Here is a 14,831-nt window from a genome sequence, read left to right on the forward strand (position 1 = left end):
GAGAAGGAACCTCTGATTCATTCGTCATGCCCGCGCAGGCGGGCATCCATGCCTCTGGAACATCTGGATTCCCGCTTTCGCGGGAATGACGGCAAGGTAATTAATCAGAGCTCCTTAGAGGCGAAACTGCCATACGGCCACTACGGCTGCCCCCTCTCCTGAATCAGCCGGTGAATGAAATGCAGCTTCTCCACCGCCCTGCCTGACAGCACGAAAGGATAGGCATCTCCCAGCCCCATGCTCCGGTTGAGATCGTTCAGCGCCACGCTCAGTTCCGACCAGTCCGTCATCAATTTCTCGAAACGCTCGCCCTGACCGGTACTCATGCGAAAGCCGTAGTCCTCGGCCGTCTCCAGGGTATCGGTCATGTGCAGGTAATGCGCCCAACTCTCGGCCCAGTCCTCCCAAGGGTGGGCACTGGCATAGGCACTGACATAGTGCTTCTGCCAGTCGGGCGGCGGACCCGCGTTGTAATAGCGTTGCAGCGCGGCCTGATACTTGCGCTGCTCGTCGCCGAACAGGGCGTGAAACTCCTCCAACCAGGCGCTGGGCCTGACCAGCCGCTCCCAATAGTAATGACCGATTTCGTGACGGAAATGCCCCAGCAGGGTGCGGTAACGCTCGTTCATCTTCTCGCGCATGCGCTCCCGCTCGCTGGAGCTGGCTTCCATGATGTTAATGGTGATGATGCCCGTCCTGTGCCCGGTGATGACCTGCTGCTGAGGCGTGACGGCATTGCTGAACTCATCCTCCTGCTGTGGGTCCTCCATGAACTCGAAGGCCAGTCCGCGTTTCGGATCCGCTCCTCGATCCACGATGGGCAGACCAAGCTGGATCAGGGTATACAGCAGGCGCCGCTTGGCGGTTTCGATGCGTGCCCACAGGGTCAGGTTCCTGCGGACACTGAGATTGGGGATGATGCGGTTGAGCTGGCAGGAAACGCAGAATTTTTTCCCCGTTTGCGCCGGCACCATCCAGTTGCAGACGTTATAACGGCTGTAGTTGACGCACTGGTGGTAATGGCCGCCATCGGCCAGCGCCCGCCAGCCGCCTTCCGCGGCCGGCTCCAGCGCACTCAGGACCTGAAGACCGGGGAGAAATCCCAGGGTACGCTCGCACACCAGGCAGCGGTTGTTCTCGAAATGCAGACGGTTGCCGCAGGCGCAGGTGAAGGTTTTCAAGAGGTCAGTCTCTCGCTGTTTTTAAATCAATGAGTTGCATAACGGCCTCGACTGCCCCGCCTGCCGGTCCATGGCCAAAACCGCGTTTCACCCAGGGGAACTGGCCAGCTGCGTGCGTGCATTTTAGAGTATTGATCCCCGTAAAGACATGCCTGCTTCGAGGCACCAACGAGCAAGGAGGTACGTCACATGTCCGAACAAGACACCCTGACCCTGAAACCCGCCCAGCACGACAAACTGGGCATCGTCCACTGCGGCGTGACCCGCCCGGGCGTGGTCGCCTGTGCCGGCGAACTCAAGGACATCGAGGACGGCGAAGAGGTCCGGATCGACCGTGCCGGTATCCAGGTTAAGCGCAGCGGCGACGAATACACCTTCAGCCGCGCCCACTGAGGCCCGCCGGCCGGGGCCGGGAGTCCCCTCCCTCTCGGGCACCCCGCCCCGGCTGAATTTTCCCCTGCGCCCGGCTTGCACTCGGTCGCGTTTTTCCGGATAATTCCCGGCTTCCACGCGCCCGTAGCTCAGCTGGATAGAGTACCTGGCTACGAACCAGGCGGTCGGAGGTTCGAATCCTTCCGGGCGCGCCATCTTTAATAATCAATAAGTTACGAAATTCGCTCTTCCCTCGCTTCCCTTCTGTACTCTTCGCTACCTACGCAACTTGTTGATTCATTGTTCTCGTGACATTCAACCGACCATCTGGCCATTTACCTGGTAGTTTGTCATGCAAGCAAGACAAGTTTTGTTCTGCATTCATAAATTTAGCTGGTAATAGAAACGTGTGAGAGCCTGACTTTCCTGACACCGACTTTCCGTCAACCTGATATCAGACCAGGAAAACGCAACAGGAAGCTGGACTCTCCGTCACTTGGCGTCGCTAAAAACGCCGGATTATCTATACTGTAGAAAAGGTTTTAAACGCTGGTGGCGCAGATGATAGTCGCAGAACCATCCGGGCTTGTCATAAATCGAATCAGCACAATGGTATACACAACGCCGGAAACCCATCCGAAGGGGGGTATTATGGCAGTCGGCGATTTCTGCAATCGTGAGGTAGTCGTCACCACTCAGGAAAGTTCCGTGATCGAAGCGGCACAGCTCATGCGACAACATCACGTGGGTGATGTTGTGGTGGTGGAAAACAAGGACGGACAGCTCCAACCGGTGGGAATCATAACGGACCGCGATCTCGTGCTGGAGGTGGTGGCTCCCAATCTGGACATGAACGCCGTCGCCGTCTCGGACATCATGAGCTATGAGCTGATCACCGTGCGGGAAGCCGACGGTCTCTGGGATACACTGCAATTACATGCGTTCCCGCGGTGTGCGTCGCGTACCGGTGGTGGATACACAGGGCACGCTGGCCGGCATCCTCAGTGTAGACGACCTGATCGAACTGCTTTCCGAGGAATTGGGCGCACTGTCCAGGATCATCCGTCAGGAACAGCGTCACGAGCAACAGCTACGGACCCGACCCTGAGGATGCCCTGATTACCAAGGCCTGAGGAAACAGTGCTTCCACTCCCGTATCAGGTTGAGGAGGAAGGCGGGGACGGTGTACAGGCGGCGAGCGCGGTACGCCATTTCCACAGCAACGCTTCCCGCACGGCCACATCCCGGCGGCAGTCGGAGAGGCGCGTTTTATCCACATGCAGGGTTACTGTCTGCCAGCCTTCCGCCACGGGGCATTCCACACGCACCTGCCAGTGGTCGTTGGCCGGCTCCACCTCGAACAGGTAGGCATCGAGTTCAAGCTGCTCCAGCAGTTCCCGTACCATCTCATTCGCGGTGGACAACTCCTTGATGGACAGGGTCATGTCGGATTACTCCAATAAATGATTTACCCGAGTATAGACAATGCGACAATACAGCCGCGGCATACGTTCCCGTCCACGGTGACTTCAATGTGGCGCTGTATCCCACAAAGCTTCTTCATCACTCGCTAATCCGGTTCACGCTCCAGACCACAGCAGTGCACCGTGCCCGCCGGGGGCCGGATCTCGGCCAACACCGAACCGGTCACCGGATTGGGGCGAAAGGTGGTGCAGCCTTTCAGCCCCAGATCAAAGGCTCGTTCATAGACAGAACCGTAGGAGGCGAAATCGAAGTCCTCCGGGATGTTGATGGTCTTGGAAATGGCGTTGTCGACAAAGGGCTGCAGCGCCGCCTGCATGCGCAGATGGGCCTCGGGGTCCAGATCATGGGCGTCGACAAACGCCGGCGGGAAACCGTCGTTGCCCCGTTCGCGCCACAGTCGGCAGGCATAGTCCTCCACCTCGCGCTCGACGTCATCACCCTCCTCCTGATGCACCCGACGCGTGAAATGCGCTTCGAATACCGGCTCCAGACCGCTGGAGACGTTGTTGGCCAGCAGACTGATGGTGCCGGTGGGCGCGATGGCGGTGAGGTGACTGTTGCGCAGCCCGTGGCGCGCGATGGCATCACGCAATGTCGATGGTAGCGAGGCGACAAACCTCCCTTCCAGGAGGCAATCGCGGTCGAAGGCGGGGAAGCTCCCCTTTTCCCGGGCCAGTTCAACCGAGGCGCGGTAGGCGGCATGGCACACCCGCTCCATGACCGAAGCCGCGAGGTGATAGGACGCCTCACTGCCGTAGCGCACGCCCAGCATGATGAGCAGATCGGCAAGGCCGGTCACGCCCAGGCCCACGCGCCGCGTGGCCTGCGCCTGCTCACGCTGATGCTCCAGCGGGAATCCGGACACGTCGGTGACATTGTCAAGCATGCGCACGGCAAGCCCCGCCGCCGCCTCGAGCGCCTCCTCGTCCAGTTGCGCCTGGGGGGTGAATGGCGCCTGTACGAAGCGGGTCAGGTTGAGCGAACCCAGGTCGCAGGCCCCGTAGGGCGGCAACGGAATCTCGCCGCAGGGATTGGTTGCGGTGATATGCTCCCGGTACCACAGGTTGTTGAGTTCATTGACCCGGTCCACGAACAGCACCCCGGGCTCGGCATAGTCGTAGCTGGCACGCAGGATTTGGTTCCACAATGAGCGCGCCCGCACCACCCGCAGCACCCGGCACGGCACCTGGCCGTCCTCCCCCGGCCAGGTCCGAAGCTCCACCGGCCCGTCTCCGCGCTCCAGGTGCCGGTCGGGGAACACCAGCGGCCAGTCCGCATCACTTCTTACCGCTTCCATGAAGGCGTCTGTGATCTGGATCGACAGGTTGAAGTGACGCAGTTCGCGCGGGTCCTGCTTGGCATCAATGAAAGCTTCGACATCGGGGTGATCACAGCGCAGGGTCGCCATCATGGCGCCGCGACGCGCGCCGGTGGACAACAGGGTCGCGCAGGCGCTGTCCCAGACACGCATGAAGGAGACCGGCCCCGAGGCAATTCCGCCGACATGCCAGGCGCGGTTACCGGCCGGACGCAGGGTGGAGAAGTCATAGCCCACGCCGCCGCCCTGCTGCATGGTGAGCGCGCCCTCCTTGAGCGCGTCGAAGATGCCGTCCATCGAATCCTCGATGCGCCCCATCACAAAGCAGTTGTACAGCGTCACACGCCGGCCGGTACCGGCGCCGGCGAGAATGCGCCCGCCGGGCAGGAAGCGGAAATCCCGCAGCTGATCGAAAAAGCGCGCCTCCCAGGTCGCGCGATCATGCGGTTCCACCGCCGCCAGGGCCCGGGCCACGCGTCGCCAGGTATCCTCCAGGGTGTGGTCACGGATCTGCGTTCCCTCCCGGTAGCGGTACTTGGTATCCCAGATGTCGCGGGAGATATCGCTGAGCAATGTCTCGTCGTTCATGGTTCCCTCCGGCATGGATCCGACCGGTCCTGCAGAGGTAGCAGGCAACAAGGCCAGGACCACATTGCCGCTCAGTCCCCGGATTCGGCCTGGCATTGGGGACAGAAGTAGGCCATACGCCCGCTGATACGTTGCCTCGCCAGGGCCACGCCACAACGAGGGCAGCATCCGTCGGGTGTACGGTGGGGCAGAAGAAAGGATACCGGCATGCGATCGGGCTCGGCCCGTGCTTTCACGCATTGTTCCAGAATCTTCTTCATCAGTTGAAACAGGCGCTGCACCGTCTCAGGATCCAACGCATTGATGCGGCATGCCGGATGAATACGGGCATGGAACAGGATTTCGTCGCTGTAGACGTTGCCGATGCCGGCGATGGCCTGCTGATCCATAAGCCATGCCTTGACCGGCAAGCGCCGCCCCACCCTTGCTTCCTCGAAGGCATCGAGGTCCAGGCGCGAATCCAGGGCATCGGGCCCCAGTCCGCGATCGCTGACGAATGTCGCCGGATCGCGGCACAATGCAATAAGCCCCAGTTTGCGCTGGCAGTCATAGGCAAGGCGATAATCATTGTCGAATTCGAACAGCAGGCGGATATGACGCGGCGGCGAAACCGCGCCGCCAGCCTTGAAAAAGACCAGTCCGCCGGTCATCCCGAAGTGAAGCACCAGCCACCAGGGGCCGTCGGAAGCGGCAAAGAGAAACTTGCCGTGGCGATGCGTGGTCTCAAACCGGCGGTCATGCAGCACCCGCCCCATAGCGGCCGGCGTGGTTCCTTCGAGCAGATCCTGATCAGCGTGCACCCGTGTTATACGCCGATGCAGGGCTGTGGCCGCAAGATAGCGGCGTTCAGTTTCGACATCGGGAAGCTCCGGCATGGCCGCCACCTTTCATGGAAGCCCCGGCTGGTTCAAACCAGCCAGGAGAGAGTCTGATATGAATCACGACCCTGCGGGATGAATCCTTCGCGTGAACTCCGGAATCTAATATGCCTTACTCGTCTGCTCTGCTAAGCATTCCCGCATATCCAGGAACCTCGTCGGCATGTCGTCTCCCAGCAAAAGCCCTGTCCCCCCATTCTCCGTGGCATGAATAACCATTGCTTTTGTCTCCAGACATTGTTCTCCATTGACATCACATACCGACACACTCACAACCCGCATCGGGTCCAGTGCGGGATGAGTCAGGGGAAGATTCATGCCCCGTTTGCTTATATCGCGGCTGACGGCTAACAGAGGAGGCAGTGATTCGAGATAAACCTTGACGTTGAGGTTCACATCCTGTCTTACGCCTGATCTATGTTCCATGAGCACCTTCCTCCAGCTATAAAGGTCTTCCCTGATAAACAATATTTTGCATACTGACACGCGCTGGCATGACATCCGGCGATTCAGGAATCATCCGTCGGACTTCAGACACATTGCTTATCGAACAGGGCTACGGCATCAACAATGAACTGTAGCGATCTCCCATCCCAGTCTAGTTCAGCGAGGAAATTTTCGCCCGCGCCATGATTGATCAACGTCAAAATGTTTGTCTGTATTTCCTGCAGTTAACCAACGCCTATCATGGACAATGTCCTTCAGCCGTCGCCGCGCTTCGAGGCGATGCGTCGCAGTAAGGCCTGCCATGATGCCGCGAAGGCCTGCACACCATCGTGCTGCAGCCGCTCCGCCAGGATATCGATATCGACGCCGGTCTGCGCGAACTCGGCGAGCAGCGCATTGGCGTCGCCGCCCTCGACCGGCAACTCACCGCTCAGCCGGCCGTGCTCGGCGAAGGCGAGCAGGGTCTGCTCGGGCACAGTGTTGATGGTTTGCGACGCGGCCAGCGCCTCGAGGTACAGGGTGTCGGGCGCTTCGGGATCCTTGGTGCCGGTGCTGGCCCACAACAGACGCTGCGGCCGGGCGCCGGCGTCATTCAATGTCTGCCAGCGGGTTGAGGCCAGCAGCTCGCGATAGGCCTGGTAGGTGCGTTGGGCGATGGCGATCCCGAGGCGGTTCTTCAGCACCGCCGGCACTTTATCCTGGACGGCGACGTCCCAGCGGCTGACGAACAGTGAGGCCACACACCCCACCGCGGGGTCGCGGCCTGCGGCCAGCCGCCGCTCTATCCCGCGCAGGTACGCCTCGGCGGCGGCGAGGTAGTGCTCGCGGGAGAACAGCAGCGTGACATTGACCGGCACGCCGGCGAAGATCGTCTCCTCGACGGCAGGGATCCCGGCACGGGTACCGGGGATCTTGATGAACAGGTTGGTCCGCCCCGCCTGCCCGTAAAGTGCCCTGGCCGCCTGCACGGTGCCGGCGGTGTCATCTGCCAGCGAAGGCGACACCTCCAGCGAGACCCAGCCATCGATCCCGCCGCTGGTGTCGTGCACTGGGCGGAACAGGTCGGCGGCGCGGGTCAGGTCCGCCAGTGCCAGTTCGAAGAACAGGGCCTCATCCGAGCTGACGGCACCTGCCCTGCCACGGATGTCACCGTCATAGGTATCGCTGTTCTGAATAGCCTTGTCGAAGATTGTCGGGTTGGAGGTCAGGCCCGTCACGTCAAACTCCTGGATATAGTGCTCGAGGGTACCGTCAGTCAACAGGCCGCGGGTGATGTTGTCGAGCCACAGGCTCTGGCCGAGATGGCGCAATTGGCGCGTAATGTTCATTCTTACTCCGGTTGTCGACGGCCGGCGCCGTCATGGCGCCGGCGTCGACCTCAACACCGCCAGCACCCAGGCTCGCAATGACGAATGAACCACAGGTTCCCTGATTTATTCGTCATTGCGAGGCGCGTAGCACTCAATGCGCATCGGCTGGAGTTCGGGCGGGTCAATGGGAGATTCAGTCCCTGGCAACAGACATTGCAGGTAACAACCAGCCGGGGAAATGCACTGAATTGGACGCGCATGGAGGTGAACAGCCTCTCTTGTCCCAAACCTGTGCTCCATCGTCTTCACTCCATCAAGACACGGTTGCAACCCGGAATTGTAGTAAACAAGCCGGTACCCAGGACCGACCTTTATTGACTCAAGTCAATCACGTCGACTATATCGCGTCCGGTTTGATCAGACCGATGAATTTCCGGGTTCGCACTACAGGGGAAGCTCTCATCCCGGGATGACAATGAATTGACATTCCGACAGCGGCATTGCATCTGCGTGCCAGTTGCTATACTCAACAGCAGGCCAGCCATGTCGCCCCATGGCCTCAAACACCCTTTAACAGGAGTCACCCTGGATGGGCAGTACCGATTCTGACGACCGCGCATCTGCACCGACTTTCACTGTCAAGGACTGCGCCCTGGTGACACTTGCCACCGGCAGGAAGGTGCGGCTGTTGCAGGAACTGCGCAACCGGCTGGAGGAAATCGATACCGCCAGCCTGTATCACCACTTCTGGGGCGGATTGCTGGCATCCCGCTTCGAAGAGCGCGAATACCATAACGACTTTGCCGCCTGGGTCCGGCACGGGATTCACGATACCGTGCTGGCGGAGCGGCTGGCCGTCCTGGATCCGACCGGATTCAGCGACCTGGAAGCCCTGCGTCAGGAAATCCTCGAGCAGATCGACAACCGCCTGGATGAGGCCGAGCATCTGAGCTGGTCCCGGGCGACCGTCCAGTTCGAATTCGTCTGTTCCCAGATCGTGGTTTTCCACACCCATCGCGAACTGGAGCGGCCGGAGGAGCTCGCCGAGGTCATGCCGGAATTGTCGCCCAGCAGTGTTTTCTATCATTTCATCGATGCCCGCCGGCGCACCCCGGATCGACGTGACGATTTCAGTGACTGGCTGTCAGGCTACGGCGAATCCTACAGCGAGCTGCAGTCACAACTGGCGGGCGTGGACCCCTACTTCGGCAGCCTCAGCGAGTTGCGGGACGAGCTGGGCGAGCTGTTTTCCGGTTATTTCGGCGGTAACGGCCAATGAGCATGCTGGACGACTATGCCGCTGTCACCGGCAGCGATGTCATCGCCCAGTTGCACCAGCTGGCCGAACCGATGCAGGGCATGAAGGTCGTACATGTCAATTCGACCCGTTCCGGCGGCGGGGTAGCCGAGATACTCACCAAGATGGTGCCCCTGATGCGGGAACTCGGCATCGACACCGACTGGGAGATCATCAGCGGCGAAGGCGATTTCTACACCTGCACCAAGGGCATGCACAATGCCCTGCAGGGGCATCGGATTCCGATCAGCCAGCAATTGCTTGATGTCTATGCAAAAACCAACGCGGACAACGCCGAGGCCCTGCGGCCCACCCTGGAACAGGCGGATTTCGTGTTCATCCATGACCCCCAGCCGGCGGCGCTGCTGCAGCATTGCCCCGGTCGCAGGGGAAAGTGGATCTGGCGCTGCCACATCGATGCCAGCCATCCCTACCGTCCGGTCTGGAGATACCTGCGCGAGCGGATCGCCGGGTATGACGCCAGCGTCTTCTCCCTGGCGGCCTTCGCCCAGGAGCTGCCGCATCCGAAGTACCTGATTCCGCCCAGTATCGATCCCCTCACCGACAAGAACGTGGAACTCGAACAGGCCGAGATCGATGCTGTACTCGAGGAACACCAGCTCGATCCGGAGCGACCGATGCTGGTGCAGATATCGCGTTTCGACCGGTTCAAGGATCCGTTGGGCGTGATCCGCGCCTACCAGCTGGCCAGGGAATTCAGCCCGCACCTGCAGTTGGTACTGGCCGGCGGCGGGGCCACGGACGACCCCGAGGGCGCAACCGTGCTGGAAGAAGTGCGCGCCGCCGCCAGTGACGATCCGAACATCCACATTCTGCTCCTGCCGGCCGACGCCCATCGCACCGTCAACGCCCTGCAGCGGGCCGCCGACCTGGTGATCCAGAAATCGCTCCGGGAAGGCTTCGGTCTCACCGTCACCGAAGGCATGTGGAAAGGCAAGGCGGTGATCGGGGGCGATGTCGGGGGCATTCGGCTGCAGGTGATTGATCATCACACCGGCTTTCTGGTCAATACGCCAGAGGGCGCTGCCCTGCGCATCCGCTATCTGCTGCACCAGCCCGAAAAGCTGCAGGAAATGGGGGAAAAGGCGCGGTCCCTGGTGCTCGAGAACTTTCTGATCACCCGGCATCTGCGCGAATACCTCACCCTGATGGTGGCGCTGATGAATAACGCCGGCGATCGCATCGAACTTGGCTGAGGTCGGACCAACTCCGCATTGCCACCAAATGCCGTTCGGTGCCGGGATCGGGGACGACGGCAGTGTCCGCTTCGCCCTGTGGGCGCCGGCGGCGGAGCGGGTGGAGCTGCTGCTTGATGACGCTGCCGGGGATAACCCATTTGAACTGCACCCCCGGGCGGACGGCTGGTTCAGCATCTCGACCCACGCGGCGCACACGGGATCGCGTTATCAATACCGCATCGATGGCGGGCAACCCGTGCCGGATCCCGCCAGCCGCCATCAACCGGAAGGCGTGCACGGTCCCAGTGAAGTGATCGATCCCCGGGACTGGGACTGGCGGGATGACGACTGGCGCGGTCGTCCGTGGCAGGAAGTGGTGTTATACGAGCTTCATCCCGGCACCTTCACCCCGGAGGGGACATTCGCCGCGGCGCGGGGGAAGCTCGACTATCTGGCCGAACTCGGCATCACCGCCGTTGAATTGATGCCCGTGGCCGCATTCCCGGGCCGTCGGGGCTGGGGCTATGACGGAGTCTACCCCTTTGCCGTGGAAGCCGCCTATGGTCGGCCCGACGACCTCCGGGGCCTCGTCCAGGCCGCCCATGCGCGTGGACTGATGGTGTTCCTGGACGTGGTGTACAACCATTTCGGTCCGGAAGGCAATTACCTGTCTCAGTATGCCCCGGCCTTTTTCACCGATCGCCACCACACCCCCTGGGGCGATGCGATCAACTTCGACGGCGCAGGCTCCCGCTGGATCAGGGAATTCTTCATCCACAACGCCCTCTACTGGCTGGAGGAATACCGTTTCGACGGGCTGCGCCTGGACGCGGTGCATGCCATCCTGGACGATTCCGACCCGGACATCCTCACCGAGCTCGCCGCGCGGGTGCAGGCCGGCCCCGGCAGGGAGCGCCACATCCATCTGGTGCTGGAAAACGACAACAACAGCGCCCGCTACCTGCGGCCGGACAACGGTCCGGAAGCCCCCCTCTATCGGGCCCAGTGGAATGACGATTTTCACCATGTCCTGCATGTGCTCCTCACCCGGGAAGTACACGGTTATTACAAGGATTATGCCGATGATCCGCTTTCCCATCTGCAGCGCTGTCTGACCGAAGGCTTTGCCTACCAGGGGGAACCCTCCCCCTATCGCGGCAACCGGCCGCGCGGCGAGGCCAGCGGCGGGCTGCCGGCAACCGCCTTCGTCGCCTTTCTCCAGAATCACGACCAGATCGGCAATCGCGCCCTGGGCGAGCGCATCGGTCAGCTGACCGACGCGGAGCAGCTGCATGTCGCCACCGCCCTGCTGCTGTTGCAGCCCTCGCCGCCCCTGCTGTTCATGGGTCAGGAATGGGCCAGCCCCCGGCCGTTTCAGTTCTTCTGCGACTTCGGCCCCGATCTGGCCGAGGCTGTGGTCAGGGGGCGGCGCGAGGAGTTCGCCGATTTCCCGGGCTTTGGCGATCCGGCGGCACGGGAGCGCATCCCCGACCCGCTCGCCGATGACACCTTCAACAACAGTCGTCTCGACTGGGAGGCGGCACAGACGGACAGCGCCCGAGCCTGGTACGAACGGCACCGGCAGCTCCTGGCGCTGCGGCGTGACGCAATCATCCCCCGCCTGGATCAGCGCGCCCCCCAACGGGCGGATTGCACCCGCCTGGGCCCCTGCGCGCTGGCGGTTGGCTGGCAACTGCGGAATGCACGGCTCAACCTGCTGTTCAATCTGGACAGTCAGTCACTCAGCGCAATCGCCCCGCCGCCCGGACGCCTCCTGTACGCAACGCACCCCGAGGCAGCCACAGCCGCCACCGGGACATCCCTGCCGGCGGCATCCCTGTTGGCCTACCTGGACAGGCCGGGAGAGCCTGCATGACCCGGCCGGCACCCCTGAGCGCCAGCTACCGTCTGCAGTTCAACAGCGGCTTCACCTTCGCCGCCGCCGGCGACTGCGTCGATTATCTGCACCGATTGGGCATCAGCCATCTGTATGCCTCGCCCTATCTCAAGGCGCGCAGCGGCAGTCCGCATGGCTACGACATTGTCGATCACCAGGCCTTCAATCCCGAGATCGGCGATGCAACGGATTTCGCAATGCTGGTCGATCGGCTGCACAGCCATCAAATGGGACTGATCATGGATATCGTGCCCAATCATATGGGGGTCGGCGGCTGTGACAATGCCTGGTGGCTGGATGTGCTGGAACACGGGGAGGCGTCGGAGTATGCCGAGTATTTCGACATCGACTGGCACCCGAGCAAGCCGGAGCTGAACAACAGACTGCTGCTGCCATTGCTGGGCGATCACTACGGCAGCGTGCTGGAGGCCGGCGAATTGCAGCTGCAACTGAATTCCGATGGGGACGGCTTCACCATTCATTATTATGAACACTGCCTGCCAGTCGATCCGCGCACCTGGCCGGACATCCTCGATTTCCACCCCGATCGGCTGGAACAGGCACTGGCGGACCGGCCCGAATCACTGCGGACCTATCGGGACCTGGTTGAGAAATGTCGGACACTGCCCATGCGCAGCGACCTGGCGCCCGAGGCGCGCCGCTCACGCGCGCATGGAGGCAGAGATTGCAGGCAGCGTCTGTCCGGGCTGTGCAGCAACCACCCCGACGTCGCCGATCACCTGCGCCAGTGCGTCGCCGAAATGAACGGCCAGCCGGGTCGGCCCGACAGCTTCGACGCCCTGCATCGCCTGCTCGATGCCCAGGCCTACCGCCCCGCCTACTGGCAGGTGGCGAGTGACGAGATCAACTATCGTCGGTTCTTCGATATCAATGATCTCGCCGGGCTGTGCATGCAGAACCCCGCGGCCTTCGCCGCCACCCACAGCCTGGTCCGCAAGCTGATTGAGCAGGGCCGGGTGGACGGTCTGCGGATTGACCATCTGGATGGACTCTCGGAGCCCGCCGCCTATTGCCGGCAGCTGCGCTCGCAGGTCTGCACCGGCTGGGACAACACCGACCATCCCCTGCTGGTGGAAAAGATCCTGGCCCCGCATGAGTCGCTGCCGGACGACTGGCCGGTCAGCGGCACCACCGGCTACGAGGCCGCGCACCTGCTCAATGGGCTCTTCATCCGCCCCGATGCCGAGCGCGATCTGACCCGCCTGTATAGCCGTTTCAGCGGCCGTTCCGGAGACTTCGATGAGATCCTGTACCAGTGCAAGCAACGCATCCTCAACACCACGCTGTCCAGCGAACTCACCGTGCTGGCCAACCGGCTCAGCCGTATTGCCGAGGCCGACAGGCACACCCGGGACTTCACCTATCATGGCCTGCGGGACGCACTGACGGAAATCCTGGCCTGCTTCCCGGTATACCGGACCTATATCACTGCCGACGGCATCAGCGAACAGGACCGCAGGTATATCGACTGGGCCGTCGCCCAGGCCAGGCGACGCAGCCAGGCCAGTGACAGCCAGGTATTCGGCTTCATACACGACATTCTGCTGCAGGCGCCGGCGGAAGAGGATAACCCCCATGTACGGCATCTGATAGTGAGCTTCGTACTGCGGTTCCAGCAGTATTGCGCACCGGTAATGGCCAAGGGCATGGAGGATACGGCCTTCTACGTCTATAACCGGCTGGTATCCATGAACGATGTCGGGTTCGACCCCCGCGGCTTCGGCGTGACGCCGGCCGCATTCCACCACGAGAATGCGCGGCGGCAGGCCGAAACGCCCCACTCGCTGACGGCGACATCAACGCATGACAGCAAACGGGGCGAGGATGTCCGCGCCCGCATCAATGTGCTGTCCGAGCTGCCCGGCGAATGGCGCCGACACCTCGGCCGCTGGTCGCGCATCAACCGGCGCAGGAAACGCCAGACAAACGGGACCCCGGCCCCTTCCCGCAACGATGAGTACCTGCTCTATCAGACCCTGATCGGTGTGTGGCCGCCCCATCCGCCGGATGCAGAGGAACTGGCGCAGCTGCATGAACGCATCGATGCCTATATGCTCAAGGCAATGCGCGAGGCCAAGGAAAACACCTCCTGGATCAACCCGAATCTGGAATACGAGACTGCGGTATCGGAATTCATCCGGGCGCTGCTGCGGCGTCCGCAACACAATGCCTTTCTGCGCGACTTTCTTCCCCTGCAGCAGCGCGTCGCGCGCCTGGGGCTGTACAACAGCCTGTCGCAGGTCCTGCTCAAATTCACCATGCCCGGCTGCCCCGATATCTATCAGGGCAACGAGTTGTGGGCATTCAATCTGGTGGACCCGGACAACCGCCGGCCGGTCGATTACACGCAACGGCGCACCCTGCTGGAACAGCTCGAACGGGACAGCCGCAGCGCAGAGCAGAAGCTGCGACTGACGCAGCAACTGCTGGAGACCCTGGATGACGAAGGCCGGCTCAAGCTCTATGTCATCTGGCAGGCACTCGGCCTGAGACGCAGCGAGCCGGCATTGTTCAGCGAGGGCGAGTACCTGCCCCTGACGCCATCAGGCCCGCACGCCGAGAACCTGGTCGCATTCGCCCGCCGCCTTGAGGGCAGAATCGTCATCGCCGCCGCGGCACGCGGGTTCGCCGACCTGGTCGGGGAAGACTCGCCGCAACCCGTCGGCGAGGCCGTCTGGGAACACACCCGCCTGGCATTGCCCGACATCGGCGCGGACAGCTTCCAGGACCGACTCACCGGGCAGAACCTGAAGGCCGGACATGACGGATCGGACCACGGGCTGGAAGTGGCCGAGCTGTTCGCCCATTTACCCGTCGCCCTCCTTACGAACGCATGAC

Annotated in this window: 11 protein-coding genes, 1 tRNA gene and 1 pseudogene; 8 read left to right on the forward strand and 5 right to left on the reverse strand. The window is 62.0% G+C overall.

Annotated features, from left to right (window positions below; all coding sequences use genetic code 11):
• Positions 1-140: 140 nt before the first annotated feature.
• Entirely contained in the window at positions 141-1,181 is a 1,041-nt protein-coding gene (locus tag D6C00_RS02705; RefSeq protein WP_125180201.1) for a zinc-binding metallopeptidase family protein, read from the reverse strand.
• Positions 1,182-1,370: 189 nt separating this feature from the next.
• Here D6C00_RS02705 and D6C00_RS02710 point away from each other — a divergent pair, with 189 nt between their 5' ends.
• The 4 genes and pseudogenes from D6C00_RS02710 (at position 1,371) to D6C00_RS16525 (ending at position 2,661) form a co-directional block, all read left to right on the forward strand.
• Positions 1,371-1,574 carry a hypothetical protein gene (locus tag D6C00_RS02710; RefSeq protein WP_125180202.1) on the forward strand — a complete coding sequence of 68 codons (204 nt, stop codon included), beginning with the start codon at positions 1,371-1,373 and terminating at the stop codon, positions 1,572-1,574.
• 117 nt (positions 1,575-1,691) lie between these two features.
• A tRNA-Arg gene (locus tag D6C00_RS02715) sits at positions 1,692-1,768 on the forward strand.
• A gap of 436 nt (positions 1,769-2,204) precedes the next feature.
• Positions 2,205-2,321, forward strand: a pseudogene (locus D6C00_RS16520) (CBS domain-containing protein); the annotation flags it as partial.
• 169 nt (positions 2,322-2,490) lie between these two features.
• Entirely contained in the window at positions 2,491-2,661 is a 171-nt protein-coding gene (locus tag D6C00_RS16525; protein WP_317623004.1) for a CBS domain-containing protein, read from the forward strand.
• Between the two features lie 49 nt (positions 2,662-2,710).
• Here D6C00_RS16525 and D6C00_RS02725 read toward each other — a convergent pair whose 3' ends face one another.
• The 4 genes from D6C00_RS02725 to tal all read right to left on the reverse strand — a co-directional run bounded on the left by D6C00_RS02725 (position 2,711) and on the right by tal (position 7,597).
• The gene (locus D6C00_RS02725) at positions 2,711-2,998 is read right to left on the reverse strand and encodes a hypothetical protein (protein WP_125180203.1); all 288 of its coding nucleotides are present in this window, start codon (positions 2,996-2,998) and stop codon (positions 2,711-2,713) included.
• Positions 2,999-3,123: 125 nt separating this feature from the next.
• Positions 3,124-4,944 (reverse strand): adenosylcobalamin-dependent ribonucleoside-diphosphate reductase, encoded by a 1,821-nt coding sequence (locus D6C00_RS02730; RefSeq protein WP_125180204.1) that lies wholly within the window; start codon positions 4,942-4,944, stop codon positions 3,124-3,126.
• A 71-nt stretch (positions 4,945-5,015) separates the two neighbouring features.
• Positions 5,016-5,819, reverse strand: a complete 804-nt coding sequence (locus tag D6C00_RS02735; protein ID WP_125180205.1) for an Fpg/Nei family DNA glycosylase — start codon at positions 5,817-5,819, stop codon at positions 5,016-5,018.
• A gap of 704 nt (positions 5,820-6,523) precedes the next feature.
• Complete coding sequence (tal, locus tag D6C00_RS02740) at positions 6,524-7,597, reverse strand: transaldolase (RefSeq protein WP_125180206.1); 1,074 nt, start codon at positions 7,595-7,597, stop codon at positions 6,524-6,526.
• Between the two features lie 571 nt (positions 7,598-8,168).
• Between tal and D6C00_RS02745 the strand changes: the two genes are divergently transcribed.
• The 4 genes from D6C00_RS02745 to treY are packed head-to-tail and all read left to right on the forward strand — an operon-like array spanning position 8,169 to position 14,830.
• The gene (locus D6C00_RS02745) at positions 8,169-8,858 is read left to right on the forward strand and encodes a DUF5752 family protein (RefSeq protein ID WP_125180207.1); all 690 of its coding nucleotides are present in this window, start codon (positions 8,169-8,171) and stop codon (positions 8,856-8,858) included.
• Positions 8,855-10,093 (forward strand): glycosyltransferase, encoded by a 1,239-nt coding sequence (locus D6C00_RS02750; protein WP_125180208.1) that lies wholly within the window; start codon positions 8,855-8,857, stop codon positions 10,091-10,093. The genes D6C00_RS02745 and D6C00_RS02750 overlap by 4 nt, the downstream gene beginning before the upstream one ends.
• Before the next feature lie 28 nt (positions 10,094-10,121).
• Positions 10,122-11,951 (forward strand): malto-oligosyltrehalose trehalohydrolase, encoded by a 1,830-nt coding sequence (gene treZ / locus D6C00_RS02755; protein WP_125180209.1) that lies wholly within the window; start codon positions 10,122-10,124, stop codon positions 11,949-11,951.
• The gene (treY, locus tag D6C00_RS02760; protein ID WP_125180210.1) at positions 11,948-14,830 is read left to right on the forward strand and encodes a malto-oligosyltrehalose synthase; all 2,883 of its coding nucleotides are present in this window, start codon (positions 11,948-11,950) and stop codon (positions 14,828-14,830) included. Before treZ ends, treY begins: the two co-directional genes overlap by 4 nt.
• Position 14,831: the final 1 nt, after the last annotated feature.

The sequence above is a fragment of the Thiohalobacter thiocyanaticus genome (assembly GCF_003932505.1).
Classification (GTDB): Bacteria; Pseudomonadota; Gammaproteobacteria; order Thiohalobacterales; family Thiohalobacteraceae; genus Thiohalobacter; species Thiohalobacter thiocyanaticus.